At 65.4% G+C, this 16,258-nt stretch carries 16 protein-coding genes; 8 read left to right on the forward strand and 8 right to left on the reverse strand.

All coding sequences use genetic code 11. From position 1 onward, the window contains the following. Nucleotides 1-59: 59 nt before the first annotated feature. Nucleotides 60-734, forward strand: coding sequence for a Pr6Pr family membrane protein (locus CH302_RS06535; protein ID WP_052047505.1), 675 nt, complete (start codon nt 60-62; stop codon nt 732-734). A gap of 3 nt (nt 735-737) precedes the next feature. Next, nucleotides 738-1,997, forward strand: a complete 1,260-nt coding sequence (locus tag CH302_RS06540; protein ID WP_037189493.1) for an aminotransferase family protein — start codon at nt 738-740, stop codon at nt 1,995-1,997. Here CH302_RS06540 and CH302_RS06545 read toward each other — a convergent pair. After that, nucleotides 1,981-2,211, reverse strand: coding sequence for a hypothetical protein (locus CH302_RS06545; RefSeq protein ID WP_037189492.1), 231 nt, complete (start codon nt 2,209-2,211; stop codon nt 1,981-1,983). The two genes, CH302_RS06540 and CH302_RS06545, sit on opposite strands and share 17 nt — an antisense overlap. A 38-nt stretch (nt 2,212-2,249) precedes the next feature. On the opposite strand from CH302_RS06545, the gene CH302_RS06550 reads away from it, so the two are divergent. Continuing rightward, nucleotides 2,250-2,924, forward strand: a complete 675-nt coding sequence (locus CH302_RS06550; protein ID WP_037189491.1) for a hypothetical protein — start codon at nt 2,250-2,252, stop codon at nt 2,922-2,924. Here the strand turns inward: CH302_RS06550 and CH302_RS06555 are convergent. From CH302_RS06555 to CH302_RS06565, 3 genes are all read right to left on the reverse strand, one after another. Then, nucleotides 2,914-3,585: a PhzF family phenazine biosynthesis protein gene (locus tag CH302_RS06555; protein ID WP_037189490.1), complete on the reverse strand. Its 672-nt coding sequence runs from the start codon at nt 3,583-3,585 to the stop codon at nt 2,914-2,916. The two genes, CH302_RS06550 and CH302_RS06555, sit on opposite strands and share 11 nt — an antisense overlap. A 77-nt stretch (nt 3,586-3,662) precedes the next feature. Further along, nucleotides 3,663-4,202, reverse strand: a complete 540-nt coding sequence (locus CH302_RS06560; protein WP_037189489.1) for a carboxymuconolactone decarboxylase family protein — start codon at nt 4,200-4,202, stop codon at nt 3,663-3,665. A 1-nt stretch (nt 4,203) separates the two neighbouring features. Then, the gene (locus tag CH302_RS06565; protein WP_037189488.1) at nt 4,204-4,791 is read right to left on the reverse strand and encodes a peroxiredoxin; all 588 of its coding nucleotides are present in this window, start codon (nt 4,789-4,791) and stop codon (nt 4,204-4,206) included. Between the two features lie 149 nt (nt 4,792-4,940). Here CH302_RS06565 and CH302_RS06570 point away from each other — a divergent pair, with 149 nt between their 5' ends. Further along, the gene (locus CH302_RS06570; RefSeq protein ID WP_052047504.1) at nt 4,941-5,879 is read left to right on the forward strand and encodes a hydrogen peroxide-inducible genes activator; all 939 of its coding nucleotides are present in this window, start codon (nt 4,941-4,943) and stop codon (nt 5,877-5,879) included. On the opposite strand, the gene CH302_RS06575 is transcribed toward CH302_RS06570, so the two are convergent. From CH302_RS06575 to sthA, 4 genes are all read right to left on the reverse strand, one after another. After that, the gene (locus CH302_RS06575; protein WP_037189487.1) at nt 5,866-8,382 is read right to left on the reverse strand and encodes a DEAD/DEAH box helicase; all 2,517 of its coding nucleotides are present in this window, start codon (nt 8,380-8,382) and stop codon (nt 5,866-5,868) included. The two genes, CH302_RS06570 and CH302_RS06575, sit on opposite strands and share 14 nt — an antisense overlap. A 62-nt stretch (nt 8,383-8,444) precedes the next feature. Continuing rightward, a complete protein-coding gene (locus tag CH302_RS06580; protein WP_082323615.1) occupies nt 8,445-9,428 on the reverse strand; it encodes an alpha/beta fold hydrolase in 984 nt (327 codons plus the stop codon). 285 nt (nt 9,429-9,713) lie between these two features. Next, entirely contained in the window at nt 9,714-10,658 is a 945-nt protein-coding gene (locus tag CH302_RS06585) for a proteasome assembly chaperone family protein (RefSeq protein ID WP_037190100.1), read from the reverse strand. Nucleotides 10,659-10,861: 203 nt separating this feature from the next. Continuing rightward, complete coding sequence (sthA, locus tag CH302_RS06595; protein ID WP_037189486.1) at nt 10,862-12,277, reverse strand: Si-specific NAD(P)(+) transhydrogenase; 1,416 nt, start codon at nt 12,275-12,277, stop codon at nt 10,862-10,864. Nucleotides 12,278-12,441: 164 nt separating this feature from the next. On the opposite strand from sthA, the gene CH302_RS06600 reads away from it, so the two are divergent. The 4 genes from CH302_RS06600 (at nt 12,442) to CH302_RS06615 (ending at nt 16,246) form a co-directional block, all read left to right on the forward strand. Beyond that, on the forward strand, nt 12,442-13,527 hold the full coding sequence (locus tag CH302_RS06600; RefSeq protein WP_037190098.1) for an S-(hydroxymethyl)mycothiol dehydrogenase: 1,086 nt from the start codon (nt 12,442-12,444) through the stop codon (nt 13,525-13,527). Further along, nucleotides 13,524-14,156, forward strand: a complete 633-nt coding sequence (locus CH302_RS06605; RefSeq protein ID WP_037189484.1) for an MBL fold metallo-hydrolase — start codon at nt 13,524-13,526, stop codon at nt 14,154-14,156. The genes CH302_RS06600 and CH302_RS06605 overlap by 4 nt, the downstream gene beginning before the upstream one ends. A gap of 112 nt (nt 14,157-14,268) precedes the next feature. Then, a complete protein-coding gene (locus CH302_RS06610) occupies nt 14,269-14,979 on the forward strand; it encodes a DUF5642 family protein (RefSeq protein ID WP_141216606.1) in 711 nt (236 codons plus the stop codon). A 151-nt stretch (nt 14,980-15,130) separates the two neighbouring features. Continuing rightward, the gene (locus tag CH302_RS06615; RefSeq protein WP_037189483.1) at nt 15,131-16,246 is read left to right on the forward strand and encodes a DUF4192 domain-containing protein; all 1,116 of its coding nucleotides are present in this window, start codon (nt 15,131-15,133) and stop codon (nt 16,244-16,246) included. The last annotated feature ends 12 nt before the right edge of the window (nt 16,247-16,258 follow it).

The raw sequence follows: 16,258 nt of genomic DNA on the forward strand, positions 1-16,258 counted from the left end.
GATATCCGTATCGACGCAACCGTCGTGAATGCCGGCCGCGACTGTGCCAGGATCGGCGAATGAGCATCTCGCACGATGTCACTGTCGAACCGCGTACGCCGGTACCGATCAGGACGCTGCGGGTGCTGTTCGCTGCGCTCACCGCCGCGGCGCTCGTCTCGATCGTCGTGGACGGACTTGCCACCCCGACGTTCTCGTTGGTCAACTACTTCAGCTACTTCACCGTGATCAGCAACGTCCTGACGGTGCTCGTGCTCGCGATCGGCGGCGTGATCGATCCGCGGTCTTCGGGATGGCAACTCTTCCGTGGAGCGGTGACGCTCTACATGGTGATCACCGGGATCATCTACGCGGTGTTGCTCTCGAACATCGATGTCGGTGTGGCGGATCCGTGGACCAACAACGTGGTGCATCGCATCATGCCCGTGGTCCTTCTGCTCGACTGGATCCTCGCTCCACCGCGGCGGCACATCTCGGAGTCGCGCAGCCTGACGTGGTTGCTCTTCCCACTGCTCTACGGGACCTACACCCTGATTCGCGGACCCGTCGTCGACTGGTACCCCTACCCGTTCCTCGATCCACGTTCGCAGGGATACCTCGCGCTCGTCATCGGTCTGGTCGTGCTGACCGTCGCTTTCGCGCTGATGGCGCTGGCAGTCAACGCTCTCGGACGGCTCGCAGGACGGTGGAGGTACGGATCGGACTCGATCGAATCGGACTCCACTACTGTGTAGCGCATGTCTTCCGACCTGGATCCAGCCGCCACCACACACTCGTCCGCGCTGTGGCACGGCTTCGCCGACATGGGCGCCGTCACCGCCAGCGGGCCGTTCGTCGTTTCGCGAGGCGAGGGCGCGTACATCTTCGACAACGAGGGAACGAAGTATCTCGACGCGACCGCCGGTCTGTGGTTCACCAACGTCGGTCACGGCCGACGCGAGATCGCCGATGCCGTTGCCACACAGCTGAGCTCGATCGCCCACTACTCGAACTTCGGCGACTTCGTTCCCGAGACCACGCTGGCCTTGGCCGACCGTCTCGCCGCCATCGCGCCGGTGCCGGGAAGCAAGATCTTCTTCACCTCGGGTGGATCGGACTCCATCGACACCGCCGCGAAACTCGCGCGCCGCTACTGGGTCGAAATGGGACAACCGGCCAAGAAGATCATCGTCGGCCGGCAGAAGGCCTACCACGGCATGCACGTCGCCGGCACCGCGCTGGCCGGTATCCCGGTGAACAAGGAGAACTACGGCGAGCTGATGCCCGACGCCAGGACAGTGGCGTGGGACGACGCGAAGTCACTGCTGGCGCTGATCGAGGAGGTCGGTGCAGAGAACGTGGCTGCCTTCTTCTGCGAGCCGGTGATCGGAGCAGGCGGAATCTACTTGCCGCCGGAGGGCTACCTGCGCGAGGTTCGGCAGATCTGCCGCGACAACGACGTGCTGTTCGTCGCGGACGAGGTGGTCACCGGGTTCGGCCGCATCGGCGGCAGCTGGTTCGCCTCCACCCGATTCGAGCTCGAACCCGACCTGATGACGACCGCCAAGGGGCTGACGTCCGGGTATGTACCGATGGGTGCTGTCTTCATCGCCCCGAAGATCGCCGAGCCCTTCTTCGCGGGCGGCGTCTGGTGGCGGCACGGATACACCTACGGCGGTCACGCAGGCGCGGCCGCCGCGGCGATGGCAAACCTCGACATCATCGAGCGCGAGGAGTTGCTCTCTCACTCCAAGCGCATCGAAGCGGCGTTGCACACCCACCTCGCGCCACTGGCCGCACACGAACGAGTGTCGGAGATCCGCAGCGGGATCGGTGCTGTTGCCGCCGTGCAGCTCGCCGATCCGGCCGAGGCACTGCCCTTCGTCAAAACGCTGCGAGCACACGGGGTCTCCGGCCGCGCGGCCGGTCAGGGTGCGATGCAGATCTCGCCGGCATTCGTCATGACGGACGCCGAGATCGAAGAGCTGGCCGCGCGGATCCTCAGCGCGCTCGGCTGAACCGAAGTCTGCCGAGCAGCTGCTTCCCCCGCGAGGGCGGGGGAGCAGGTGCCGGTACGGGCTCGTCGGAGACGGCTGCGAAACGTCGATGCAACTGCTCGCGGACTTCCTCGGGCGCATAGGCACGACGCTTGCGCTCGGATCGAACCACCAACGCCCCGGTGGCCGCGACACCGACCATCCCGGCGAGACCGAGAGCCTTCCACACGTTCATCCGGCCACCGTACCGTCACGAGATCTAGGGTGTGGACCATGAATCCGTCGCGAATCAGCCTCGATACCGCAGTCGAGGCCACCAGAACGGGCGACATCTGGATCTTCCGCGGCCAGTCGAGCTCCGATCGGGCAATCCAGGCACTGACCAACAGTCCTGTCAATCACGTCGGAATGGCCGTCGTGATCGACGACCTGCCGCCGCTGATGTGGCACGCCGAACTGGGAAAGTCGTTGCAGGACATGTGGACCGGAAACTTCCAGCGCGGCGTGCAGCTCCACGACCTGCGTGCGGCCGTCACCCAGTGGTCCACGAAGTACCAACAGCGTTGTTGGCTGCGGCAATTGGGCGGAGACCTGGATCGTTCCGCAGGCTCCGCTCCGGCAGTGACGAAGGAGCAGGAAGACGCCTTGCTGCGCACCATCGCCCGCATGGACGGAACAGCCTTTCCGACGACGGCGGCGCTCGCCGGTCGATGGTTCCGGGGCCGAGTCCCCGCACTGCGGCGCAGCGAACGCGAGGAAGCAGCCCTCGAAACCGCCTACTGCGCTGAGGTGGTCGCCATGACCTACGACGCGATGGGTCTGCTCACGGGCAACAAGAAAGCCAACTGGTTCGACCCGGGTAAGTTCTGGAGCGGCGACCGGCTCCCACTCGCCGCCGGTGTGCGTCTGGGCGAGGAGATCGAAGTGGACGTGCCCGTCACACGCTGATCGACGCGTCCGCCGCGGTGCGTCCGCCCAATTCAACCCAGTCGCCGTCGATGGTGGTGCGCAATCGAGATCCGGCTCCCTGCACGATGTTCAGGCTCCGACCGAGTTCGCCGGTCAGCCGGACGGCGGCAGCACCGGTCGCTTCGTCCTCGACGATACCCATCATCGGTGCGAACATGCGCGATCGCAGCGCGCCGTGCTCTTCGTCGGTCCAGGCCCAGACATAGTGGTGCCCGCTGTCGTAGGCACTCGGGTCTGCTGCCGCCACCTCGGCCGCATCGCGGACCTGATGGAAGGTGAAGTGCGGAGTCCACTCCGCACGGGCGCGAACCCAGGTGTGGTCCCCGTCGTAGCGGATGTTCAACGGTGCGGCAGGGACGGTCAGGACATCGACCGGGTGTCCCTGCTCGCGCAGCCACCACGAGAGTCCGACCGTGGGATGCCCGGCGAATGGCAGCTCGACGGCGGGGGTGTAGATGGATGCCGAGGCCGTACCGGATTCGCTGCGATCGACGAACACCGTCTCGCTGAAGCCGAGCTCGGCGGCGAACTGCTGCCTGTCCGCCTCGTCGACGTCATCCGCGGTCACGATGCCGAGGGGGTTGCCGAATCTGCCTTCGGCATCGGTGAACACTCGGACGACGGACACGTCGGTAGCCATGCCCGGACGCTACCAAACGCCGAACGAGGGACCCGCGACCGCGAATCCCTCGTTCGACGTACAGGTCGAGTCGACGCTCAGACGGCGGCACCGTCGAGGATTCGTCCTGCTTCGATCGCCTGCGCGACACCCGCGACGATCGACGCGGCGCGGATGGCCTCGAAGATCTTCTCGCGGTCGACGCCCTCGGCGCGCAGAGTCTTCTCGTGTGCCTCCAAGCAGTGGTTGCACCCGTTGACGGCAGACACCGCGAGCGACCACAGCTCGAAGTCGGCCTTGTCCACACCGGGGTTGCCGATGATGTTCATGCGCAGACCGGCGCGAAGGTCGTCGTACTTGCCGTCCAGGTAACCCTTGGTTCGGTAGAAGACGTTGTTCATGCCCATGATCGACGCGGCACCGAGGGCCGCGTTGTACGCCTCGGCCGACAGCGAATCGGCTGCGTCCTCGGCGATCTCCTTCAACGTCGTCGCGGACTTCGACGCTGCGGCCACCGACAGCAGGGTGCCCCACAGCTGCTGCTCGCTGAGCACCGTGGAACGGGCGATGGAACCGAGATTGAGCTTGAGGTCCTTGGCGTACTCGGGTACGGCGTTCTTCAGGTTGTCGATCGTCATGTCAGACGCTCGCCGTCAGCAGTTCGCCTGCGTCGATGGTGGGATCACCCTTCTTCCAGTTGCAGGCGCACAGCTCGTCGGACTGCAGGGCATCGAGAACTCGCAGGACCTCGTCCACGTTGCGCCCCACCGATCCTGCCGTGACCGACACGAACTGGATCTCGTTGTTGGGGTCGACGATGAACGTGGTGCGATCGGCAACGCCGTCGGCATTGAGAACGCCCGTGGCAGCAGCCAATTCGCGCTTGAGATCGGACAGCATGGGGAAGGGGAGCGTCTTGAGCTCGTCGTGCTGCGCCCGCCACTGGAAGTGAACGAACTCGTTGTCGACGGACGCGCCGAGGACCTGTGCATCGCGGTCCTCGAACTCCTCGTTCAGCTTGCCGAACGCGGCGATCTCGGTGGGGCAGACGAACGTGAAGTCCTTGGGCCAGAAGAAGACGATGCGCCACTTGCCTGCGTGATCGTCACTGGTGACGGTGGTGAAGTAGTCGTCGGGCTGCTGTGCGTTCACCTTGGACAGATCTCCGCCGATGACGGCGGTGAGGTTGTATGAAGGGAACTGATCGCCGATTGTCAGCAGTGCCATGTGTTCTCCTCGTGTCGAATGACTGTGTCGGTTTCGTATGTGGGCGGTCCGGTGGCGTGTGAACAGCCGCGCGGGCCCGGCCGACCGGTACGAGTGTGCCAAAAATGTCGTGAAAGGTAAACGTGATGAGTGGCACTAGACTGATAGGCGTGACCGATCGAAGCTATCAGCCGACCCTGTCGCATCTGCGAGCCTTCGTGGCGATCGCGCAACATCGCCATTTCGGCACTGCGGCAACACGATCGAACATCAGTCAGCCGTCTCTGTCGCAGGCCCTGGCTGCGCTCGAGCAGGGGCTGGGGGTGCAGTTGATCGAACGCAGCACCCGCAGGGTGTTGCTGACGTCGGCCGGCAGTCAGTTGCTCGGTCGTGCGACTGCGGCACTCGACGCCGTGGACGGATTGGTCGCTGCCGCAGCGGGATTGGGCGGCCGTCTGACCGGCGGCCTGCGGCTCGGGATCATTCCGACGGTGGCACCGTACGTGTTGCCGACGGTGCTTCCTGCCATGCGGGCCGAGTTTCCGGACCTCGTGCCCCGAATCGTCGAGGATCACACGGCCAGACTGCTCGACGCACTCCGGTCCGGTGCGATCGACGTCGCCGTTCTCGCTCTCCCCATCGCCGATCCGGGCATGATCGAAATATCCATGTACACCGAGGATTTCGTGCTCGCACTACCTGCCGAGCATCCCCTCTCGGGGCGCCGGGATCTGACGGTCGCCGACCTCCGCGGCCTCCCTCTGCTCCTGCTCGACGAGGGGCACTGCCTGCGCGAGCAGACCCTGGACCTGTGCCGCTCGGTCGACATCGCGCCCGATGCGAGCGATACGCGGGCAACGTCGTTGACCACGGTGGTGCAGTGCGTTGCAGGAGGGCTGGGCCTGACGTTGCTGCCGCGCCGCGCCGTCGATGTCGAGGTCGCTCGCGCGGGCCTGTCCACCGCCGAGTTCGCACACCCTGCTCCCGGCCGCACCATCGGTCTCGTGTACCGAGCCTCGAGTGCGCGCTCGGCCGAATACAGTGCGCTGGCAGGTCTTCTCGCCGCAGAGGTTCTCACCGACAACGCAGGTGGCCTCAGCCGGGCGTGATCACGATCTCGTCGAACACGATCTCGCCTGCCGCGTCGGACTCCGGCACATCGACGACGGCGTCGAGCGACCAGCCGTGGTCACCGTCGGGATCCTCCAACACCTGACGCACCGTGGTGGACTCCGCACCGACGCTCAGGGTGAACAACGCAGGGCCCCGGGCCGACGGGCCCGTTCCGATCGAGCCGTACTCGGCGAAGAACGGTTCCAGTTCCGCCTCCCAGTCGGGGCCGTCGTCGAGGTCGTCGAGAGTATTCCACTGTCGGCGCGCCGCCAGGTCCACCCGGCGGAAGATCGCGTTGCGCGCGAGAATTCGGAAGGCCCGCGGGTTGGCCGAGATCGGACGTGGCACATCGGATCCGTACGCCTCCACGAGCGCTTCCGGCTCGGCACCGGGGTCCGTCAGGTTCTCCCACTCGTCGAGCAGGCTCGAATCCACCTGCCGGACGAGTTCACCCAGCCACTCGGTGATGTCCTGTACCTCTTCGGTTCGAGACTCGGGCGGAACCGTCTGGCGCAGTGTGCGATAGGCGTCGGCGAGATAACGCAGGACGAGTCCCTCGGACCGCATCAGGCCGTAGTGGCTGATCAACTCTGCGAAGGTCATCGCGCGCTCGACCATGTCTCGTACCACGGACTTGGGGGAGAGGCCGACCTCGGAGAGCCACGGATGGGTGCCACGATAGATCTCGAACGCCGGAACGAGCAGCTCTGCAAGAGGTTTCGGCCACGTGACCTCCTCGAGCAATTCCATTCTCTCGTCGTACTCGATGCCGTCGGCCTTCATCTGCGAGACCGCTTCGCCGCGCGCGGCGTGCTGCTGCGCCATCAGGATCTGACGCGGATCGTCGAGGGTCGACTCGATGATCGACACCACATCGAGGGCGTGGGTCGGTGATTCGGCGTCGAGCAGATCGAAGGACGCGACCGCGAACGTCGACAGCGGCTGATTGAGCGCGAAGTCCGGTTGCAGGTCCACCGTCAGTCGAGCATGTCGACCGTCGGCGTCCGGCTCGTCGAGTTGCTCGACGATGCCCGCATCGACGAGACCGCGGTAGAGCGAGAGTGCTCGCAGGATGTGCTTGCGCTGAGCGGGCCGGGTCTCGTGGTTGTCCTCGAGCAGGTGGCGCATGGCATGGAAGCAATTGCCGGGCCGGGCAATGACATTGAGCAGCATGGCGTTGCTCACCGAGAATCGGGACGTGAGCGGCTCCGGACTCGCGGCGATGATCCGCTCGAACGTCGGCTCGCCCCACGAGACGAAACCGTCGGGTGCCTTCTTGCGCTGCACGCGCTTGAGCTTCTTCGGATCGTCCCCGGCCTTGGCCACCAGACGGGCGTTCTCGATGTCGTGTTCGGGGGCCTCGACCACAACGGTCCCGAGGGTGTCGTAGCCGGCCCGTCCCGCACGACCGGCGATCTGATGGAACTCGCGGGCCCGTAGCTTGCGAGTGCGAATGCCGTCGTACTTGGTCAGTCCGGTGAACAGCACGGTGCGAATCGGGACGTTGATTCCCACACCGAGGGTGTCCGTTCCACAGATCACCTTCAGCAGTCCGTCCTGCGCCAGCTTCTCCACCAACCGTCGATATTTGGGCAGCATGCCCGCGTGGTGCACGCCGATGCCGTGCCGAACCAACCTCGACAGCGTCTTACCGAAACCGGTGGTGAAGCGGAAGTTGCCGATGGCCTCGGCTATCTCGGCCTTCTCCTGCTTGGACGCGACGTTGACGCTCGTCAGCGCCTGGGCTCGTTCGAGTGCCGCGGCCTGCGTGAAATGCACGACGTACACCGGCGCGAGATGCGTTTCCACCAGTTCTTCGATGGTCTCGCTGATCGGAGTGGTGACATACGAGAACATCAGCGGAACAGGACGCTCGGTGCCCGAGACGACAGTGGTCGTCCGTCCGGTGCGTCGGGTCAGATCGTCCCGGAAGAACGAGACATCGCCCAGGGTTGCAGACATCAACAGGAACTGGGCGTGTGGCAGCTCGATCAACGGCACCTGCCAGGCCCACCCTCGATCGGGCTCGGAGTAGTAGTGGAACTCGTCCATGATCACCTGGCCGATGTCGGAGCCGGCACCCTGACGCAGGGCGAGGTTCGCGACGATCTCGGCGGTGGCGCAGATGATCGGGGCACCGGAATTGACCGACGCGTCGCCGGTCATCATGCCGACGTTCTGCGCACCGAAGATCTCGCACAGGGCGAAGAACTTCTCGCTGACGAGTGCCTTGATCGGCGCGGTGTAGAAACTACGAATGCCTGCGGCCATCGCGGCGTAATGGGCTCCGATGGCCACCATCGACTTGCCCGATCCCGTCGGCGTCGCCAGGATGACGTTGGAACCGGAGACCAGCTCGATGAGAGCTTCCTCCTGTGCGGGATACAGGGTGAGACCGCGATCGGCAGTCCAGGTGGTGAACGTGTCGAACAGGACATCCGGGTCCACGCCGTCGGACCGATCGGCGGAGGCATCGGGAATCAGTTCGGTGAGAAGCACCTCTACAGGCTATGTGGAATGGACGGCCGGACCCGCATCGACACCGAGCCTCCGGTGCCGAGTCAGGTAGCGCTGCGCTCGTCCGAACCCATCGCACCGAGAACGGCCATCCGGGTACTGGCGCTTCCGGTGATCATGTCCTCACCGACACCGGTGATGAGCAGGTTGCGCCACCGCACCTCGTCGAAGGTAAGCGACGGTGTGGAATCGATGAAGTCCTCGACGACCTGCAGGAAGCGCATCGGATCGTCCCGGAACGGGAAGTGTCCGGAATTCTCGAACACCTCCAACGTGGAACCGGGCATGGCCGAGTGCGCGAGGCGCGCATGACTGACCGGAATCACCGAGTCCTGATCACCCCAGACGAGCAGGACGGGAAGGTTCTCGGTGAGATAACACCGATCCAGCATCGTGACCACCTGGCCACGCCAGTCCACGACGGCGCGCAGGGTCCGCAGATACGCCTCGTACGTCGTCGGGGCCGGGAGCTCGCTCAGCACTCGGATCAGATCCGGAGTGTCGTGCAGAAGCGAACCGGGTCGCAGGGGAGAGCTGTGCAGTTTGCTCAGGAGGCCGCCTGCCAACTTCACCGCGGGGATCGCGCCGGGCAGGCGGAGCAGTTTGACCGCCTCGCTCAGGAACGGCATGGACGCCAGTCGAAGAATGGGGTGTACGTCCTTGGTGACGCCACCGGAGGACACCAGAGCCAACCTGTCGACCATGCCCGGGAACTGGTAGGCGAACTGCATGGCGACGCCGCCGCCCAGTGAGTGCCCGACGACGGTGACGTGCTCGATGCCCAGCACCGACAGCAGGTCACGCATGCCGTTGGCATACGCGGCGACGGAGTAATCCGCACGCGGCTTGTCCGAGCGACCGTGCCCCAGCAGATCCGGAGCGATGACGGTGTAGTTCTTCGCCAGGTGTGGGATGACTTCGTTCCACGTCTCGGAGTTGTCGCCGATACCGTGGATCAACAGCAGAACGGGACCTTCGCCGGCCATGCGGAATGCCCGCCGGTACCCGTGAATGGTCCGGAAGATCAGCCGTGGTTCTTCGTCGGGAACCGGGCGGAGCTTGCGACTGCGCGGATTGGTGCTCACCTGCGCCTCCTGAAATTCCCTGGTGCACCGCGCGCGGCGGCACAGAACGGCGACGCCGTGCACGAGTGTGTAGACGTACGTACCGGAGTACGTGTTGCTACGACTCTTGCACGAGATCGCGCTCGGGGCAGAACATCGAGCGTATTTGCGGTTACAGGTATGTTTCGATCGGCCCGGGCTGTCCGATATGCCCGCCGAAGCGATCGAGTTCTGTGACCACTCACACTGTTACCGCTCGGTGGTGTCCTCTCCCTCGTCGAGACCTGCCTGCTCGGCGAGGAAGCGCTCGAACTCTGCGCCGAGCTCGTCGCCGCTGGGCAGTGGTTCGTCACTGGCCAACAACGTCGACTGCTGCTCCTGCGCGGCAACGTAGGTGTCGTACTGACGCTCGAGCGCCTGCACCACCGACTGCACTTCCTCGTTTCCGGTGATGTGCTCGTTCACCTGTTCCCGGACTCGCGCCGCGGCCTCACCCAACGCGGCCAGCGGGAGATCCAACTCGGCGGCCTCGCTGACGTTCTCGAGCAACGTCTCGGCTGCACCGGGGTAGTCCGTCTGGGCGAGGTAGTGCGGGACGTGCACCGAGAAGCCCATCGACTCGTGACCGTGCTGCGCCATCCGAAGCTCGAGCAGGGAGGAGGCGCTGCCGGGTACCTGCAGGTCGCCTGCCCAGCTGTTGCCTTCCTTGACCAGCTCCTTGTCGCTGGCGTGGGCCGTCACACCGAGTGGCCGGGTGTGCGGAATGGCCATCGGGATCGAGCCGAGGCCGATGGTCCGACGAACGCCGAGCTGCTCGGCCAGCAGGCGCACAGCGGTGGTGAACTTCTCCCACCGCAGATCCGGTTCCATACCGGCCAGCAACAGGAACGGGGTGCCGGTTCGGTCCTTGACGGCATAGAGGTTCAGCTCGGGAGCGTCGTAGTCCGAGAAATGGTCGGACTTGAACGTCATCGTGGGCCGTCGGGACCGGTAGTCGATCAACTCGTCGACGTCGAACGACGCGACCAGCTCCGATTCCAGGCTCTCGCGCAGATGAGTCGTCGCCAATTTGACCGCGTGACCTGCGTCGGAGAAGCCCTCCAGGCCGTGCACGAGGACGGGTCCGACGCCGTCGTCGGAGAACGTTTGCGGTGCCGGAAACTCCAGCTCGTACATCTTCGACTGTTCGGTCATGGCCGGGCCCCTTTCGGATCGACTCGTCGGTACCTCGACGCGAGATTCGAGCCAGAATACGCCGACCATCGGCTCGCGCCGTGTACGCGCCGACGTCGAACGTGGCGAATCACTACCCGAGAAGAACAACCGGTTGCCCGCGGTTCATTCCCCGACGGTCGTTCGAGCTGCCGTCGCGTCGCTGCTCGGTGACACCGAGACGATCAGCGGTCGAAGTTCGCCAGCGCGCGGATCTTGTTGGTGACGTCGAGAGCTGCGACCTTGTAGGCCTCGGACAGCGTCGGGTAGTTGAACACGGCATCGACGAGGTAGTCGACGGTGCCGCCGCACCCCATCACCGCCTGACCGATGTGCACCAGATCCGTCGCACCCGACCCGAAGATGTGCACGCCCAGAATGGAGCGGTCCTCGGTGGAGACGAGCAACTTCAACATTCCGTACGAGTCGCCGGCGATCTGACCCCTGGCGAGTTCGCGGTACCTCGACACCCCGACCTCGTAGGGGACCGATCCCTTCGTCAGGTCGACCTCCGTGGCTCCGACGTACGAGACCTCGGGAATGGAGTAGATGCCGATGGGCTGCACGTCGGTCAGCTTGGCGCTGGACTCGCCGAACGCGTGGTACGCCGCCAACCTGCCCTGGTCCATCGACGTCGCGGCCAACGCCGGAAAGCCGATGACATCGCCGACCGCGTAGATGTGATCGACCTTGGTCTGGAAATGCTCGTCGACGAAGATGCGGCCTCGCGCGTCGGCCTCGAGACCGGCGTTCTCGAGATCGAGTGCAGTCGTCAACCCCTGACGCCCGGCCGAGTACATCACCGTCTCCGCAGGGATCCGCTTGCCACTGGCAAGCGTCGTCACCGTTCCGTTCGGGCCGACGTCGACAGCGGTCACCGCCTCCCCGAATCGGAACGTCACCGCGAGATCGCGGAGGTGGAACTGCAACGATTCGATGATCTCGCGATCGCAGAAGTCGAGCATCGAATCACGCTTCTCGACGACGGTGACCTTCGTGCCCAGGGCTGCGAACATCGATGCGTACTCGATTCCGATGACACCGGCCCCCACGACCACCATGGATGCCGGAATGAACTCGAGGTTGAGGATTCCGTCCGAGTCGAGCACTCGATAGTCGTCGAACGCGATGTCGGCCGGACGGGCGGGAGCGGTGCCGGTGGCGATCACCACGTTGGCGGCCTTGACCGTGATGCGTTCTCCCCGCATCTCGTCTTCGATCACGATGGTGTGCGCGTCGAGGAACTTGCCGACGCCGGTGATCAACTCGATGCGGTTGCGCAGCAGTTGCGAACGCACCACCTCGATCTCCTTGCCGATCACGTGCTGGGTTCGGGCCAGCAGATCGGCCGGAGTGATATCGGCCTTCACTCGGTAACTCGCCCCGTACAGCTCACGTTGATTCATGCCCGTGAGATACAGAACGGCCTCGCGCAGTGTCTTGGACGGAATGGTGCCGGTGTTGACGCAGACCCCGCCGAGCATGTGGCCCTTCTCCACGATCGCCACTCGCTTGCCGAGCTTCGCAGCCGCAATGGCCGCCTTCTGGCCACCGGGGCCGGAGCCGATGACCACCAGGTCGTACTCCATGGGTTCAGACATTCGTCATAGGTACCGCTCGTACGCAAAGACTGCGTGCCCGCCCGGTCACAACCTTGTGAACTCCGCGATTCGGTGCATCGAACCCATGCAGATGTCGCCACGTGCTGATGCGTTGTGCAAGGCTGAACAGAGCACGAAACACCCGATTTACAGTGGAGGAACACATGCCGCAGCAGGTCCGCGCCGTCGTCGCCAAGAGCAAGGGCGAGCCCGTCTCCATCGAGACGATCACCATCCCCGATCCCGGGCCCAACGAAGTCGTCGTGAAGATCCAGGCCTGCGGGGTGTGTCACACCGACCTGCACTACCGCGAGGGCGGCATCAACGACGAATTCCCGTTCCTGCTCGGACACGAGGCAGCCGGAATCGTCGAGACCATCGGCGACCGCGTCGAGCACGTCGAGGTCGGAGACTTCGTCGTGCTGAACTGGCGCGCAGTGTGCGGCGAATGTCGAGCCTGCAAGCGCGGCACCCCGTGGTACTGCTTCGACACCCACAACGCAGCACAGAAGATGACCCTGGAGGACGGCACCGAGCTGACACCGGCGCTGGGCATCGGAGCCTTCGCCGAGAAGACCCTGGTGCACGAGGGCCAGTGCACCAAGGTCGCCGCAGACGCCGATCCCGCTGTCGTCGGACTGCTCGGCTGCGGAGTGATGGCCGGGCTGGGCGCAGCGATGAACACCGGCCACGTCTCACGCGGAGATTCGGTGGCCGTGATCGGCTGTGGTGGCGTCGGTGATGCCGCGATCGCCGGAGCACGCCTGGCCGGCGCATCGACGATCATCGCGGTCGACCGTGACCCGGGCAAGCTCGAATGGGCACTCGGTCTCGGAGCCACCCACACCGTCGACTCCTCGCAGGTCGACGCCGTCGAGGCCGTCCAGGAGCTCACCGGAGGCTTCGGTGCCGACGTGGTCATCGATGCAGTCGGCCGTCCGGAGACCTGGAAGCAGGCGTTCTACGCCCGCGACCTCGCCGGAACCGTGGTGCTCGTCGGCGTGCCGACACCCGAGATGACCCTCGAGATGCCGCTGATCGACTTCTTCTCCCGTGGCGGATCGCTGAAATCGTCCTGGTACGGAGACTGCCTGCCCGAGCGCGACTTCCCGCAGTTGGTGGATCTGTACCAGCAGGGCCGTCTGCCGCTCGAGAAGTTCGTCACCGAACGCATCACCATCGACGACGTCGAAGCCGCGTTCGAGAAGATGCATCAGGGCACCGTCCTGCGTTCGGTGGTGGTCCTGTGAGCGGGACCTTCCGCGTCCAGAACGTCGTCACCTCCGGAACCTTCAGCCTCGACGGTGGCACCTGGGACGTCGACAACAACATCTGGCTGATCGGTGACGACGACGAGGTGGTCATCGTCGACGCAGCACACACCGCGGCCCCGATCGTCGACGCGGTCGCCGGCCGCACCGTCAAGGCGATCGTCTGCACCCACGGACACAACGATCACGTGACCGTCGCCCCCGAACTCTCGGACACCCTCGACGCGCCGATCCTGCTGCACCCCGCCGACGACATGCTGTGGCAGCAGACGCACCCGGGCGTCGGGCACTCGACGCTCGAGGACGGTCAGCGCATCACCGTCGCCGGAACCGACATCCTGGCGCTGCACACGCCGGGACACTCACCGGGATCGACGTGCCTGTACCTGCCGGAAGCGGGGGAGTTGTTCAGCGGCGACACCCTCTTCTCCGGCGGCCCAGGCGCCACCGGACGGTCGTACTCGGATTTCCCGACCATCATCGGGTCCATCCGCGACCGGCTCTTCGCCCTTCCCGTCGACACCCGAGTCAACACCGGCCACGGTGACGGGACCCGCATCGGCGACGAAGCACCGCACCTCGAGGAGTGGATCGCCCGCGGCAGCTGAATTCACGACACCGCGGCGGGTCGCCTGCCGCGTTCGAGGTGGTCGGAATGAGACAGTGGTGGGACGCCGGAGCGTGTGCTGCGGCGTCCCACCGACCCGAAGAGGACGTCTTGTGAGCCCCGCCGCACGCAGAACCCGCCTGTCCATCGCCGCGACCTCGGCAGCGATCGCAGCTCTCGTGCTGGTCGGCTGCAGTTCCACGGTCACCGGCACTCCCGAGCCAAGCGCGGGTACCCCCACTTCGCCGTCGCAGTCCGGCGTGGATCTGAACACGTTGCTGATCGACCCGTCCAGCTTCCCGGCCCCGTACGACGCCCTGGTGCTGCCCCAGCAGGCGATCTCGCAGGCCGCACCCGATCTCAGCGGAATACCTGCCGGTGCCGAGGTCAGCCCGGCGGGCTGCAAACCCGCCGACCAGGATTTCGGCCCGACGGGCACGGCCATGATCGTCGGCACCGACAACGACAGTCGGTCGACCATCTCGATCGAATTGACCGCAGTGGACGAACCGCTCTCGGCGCGCAAGGAGCAGCTCGAACAGTGCGGCGAGGTCACCGCAACCAAGTCCGGCGCGACCTCGACGGTGACCTCCACTCTGACGCCTGCACCGCCCATCGATGCGGACGACACCTTGGCCGTCCGGCAGACCGTTGCATCGGGGGCCGGCGGCGACGCCGTCACGCAGTCGATGCTGACGTTGATGGCCCAGATCGACGGAGTGCGCGTGTCGGCCACGTTCATGTCGTTCGGCTCGGGCACGCCCGATGCGATGACCCTCGACGAGCTGTTCACCGCGGCAGTCCAGAAGGTCGGCCAGAGCTGACGCGGCTCTAGCAGACGGCACCGACGCGAATCGGTCGTCCACAGCTCCGGCGACACGATCGATCCACAGCACGGCGGTTCTCCACAGGGCAGTACGAAAGCCCAGGTCGAGACGCGATCGGTCGTCGGAACCCCGGCCAGGATTCTTCGGTATGTACACACCGACGAATTCTCACGACAACTTCGACTCGCGCCATCGCGTGCGCCTCGGCCACGCGAGCGACCTGATGGCAGCCGTACCGGCCATGCTCGGGTTCCACCCGCATCGATCGATGGTGCTCATCGCAGTCAAGGACGGCGGTGCCAGCGTGGGACCCACGATGCGTCACGACCTCGTCCTGGCAGGCGAACACGTCGATCGGCGCGCCGGCGGTCACACCCGCGCGACCCCGGAGATGATCGACGTCATCGGCTACCTGGCCGGGTACTGCGCTACGGAGAACATCCCCGCGGTCATGGCCGTGTTCGTCGACGACAGGCTCGATCGAACCGTCAGAACGCCGCATCTGCTCGACGTGGAAGCGTTGGTGATCGAACTCGACGCCACACTCGCATCGTTCGGAGTGCAGCTCAGCGAGGCCCTCGCGGCATCGGAGATCGCCGATGCCGCCGACTGGTGGTCGTTGCGCGGACCGCAGCGGCACGGCCTGATATCGGATCCGTCGGCGTCGCCGATGACCGTCGCCCGCGTGCTCGACGGCTACTCCGTCCGACGGTCCAGGTGCGAGCTGGCCGAGACCGTAGCGCCGGGCCCCGACGCGACCGTGCGGGCGGTTGCCGCCGAGATCTCGCGACTACGACGGGACGGCGGCCGGTCTCGTGGCGACGAGCTGACGTCGGTGCTGTCGTACGTCGCGCGGGGACCGTACGACACCGAATTGGACCCGACCGACATCGCTCGGATCGCGCTCGCGATCGGCCACGTCCAGGTGCGTGACGCACTGCTGGCTCTGACCCTCGGCGACGACGCGGGATTCGTCGAAGAGTTCTGGGCGACGATGTCCCGCGTCCTGCCGAAGTGCGAACGCGCCATCGCCGCAACACTTCTGGCCTTCAGTGCCTACGTGCGCGGAGATGGGCCGATGGCCCGTATCGCGATCGATGCGGCACTGGAAGCCGACGAGACCTACTCGTTGGCGCGACTGCTGGACAGATCGCTCAGCGCAGGCGCAGGTCCCGAACTCGTTCGCGAAGTGGCCGAGAGCGGCTTCGCATGTGCACGTGCCTGCGGAGTTCGGCTGCCCGGCGACCCGTTCGGTCGACGGTGACGGCCCGTTCGC

This window comes from Rhodococcus sp. 15-2388-1-1a (assembly GCF_002259145.1).
Classification (GTDB): Bacteria; Actinomycetota; Actinomycetes; order Mycobacteriales; family Mycobacteriaceae; genus Rhodococcoides.

Excerpts from the sequence above, each read along its gene's own strand:
- CH302_RS06560 (WP_037189489.1), bottom strand. The coding sequence starts at position 4,202 with ATGACGATCGACAACCTGAAGAACGCCGTACCCGAGTACGCCAAGGAC.
- CH302_RS06555 (WP_037189490.1), bottom strand. The coding sequence starts at position 3,585 with ATGGCTACCGACGTGTCCGTCGTCCGAGTGTTCACCGATGCCGAAGGC.
- sthA (WP_037189486.1), bottom strand. The coding sequence starts at position 12,277 with ATGTCTGAACCCATGGAGTACGACCTGGTGGTCATCGGCTCCGGCCCC.
- CH302_RS06615 (WP_037189483.1), top strand. The coding sequence starts at position 15,131 with ATGTACACACCGACGAATTCTCACGACAACTTCGACTCGCGCCATCGC.
- CH302_RS06545 (WP_037189492.1), bottom strand. The coding sequence starts at position 2,211 with ATGAACGTGTGGAAGGCTCTCGGTCTCGCCGGGATGGTCGGTGTCGCG.
- CH302_RS06550 (WP_037189491.1), top strand. The coding sequence starts at position 2,250 with ATGAATCCGTCGCGAATCAGCCTCGATACCGCAGTCGAGGCCACCAGA.
- CH302_RS06585 (WP_037190100.1), bottom strand. The coding sequence starts at position 10,658 with ATGACCGAACAGTCGAAGATGTACGAGCTGGAGTTTCCGGCACCGCAA.
- CH302_RS06565 (WP_037189488.1), bottom strand. The coding sequence starts at position 4,791 with ATGGCACTGCTGACAATCGGCGATCAGTTCCCTTCATACAACCTCACC.
- CH302_RS06600 (WP_037190098.1), top strand. The coding sequence starts at position 12,442 with ATGCCGCAGCAGGTCCGCGCCGTCGTCGCCAAGAGCAAGGGCGAGCCC.
- CH302_RS06535 (WP_052047505.1), top strand. The coding sequence starts at position 60 with ATGAGCATCTCGCACGATGTCACTGTCGAACCGCGTACGCCGGTACCG.
- CH302_RS06540 (WP_037189493.1), top strand. The coding sequence starts at position 738 with ATGTCTTCCGACCTGGATCCAGCCGCCACCACACACTCGTCCGCGCTG.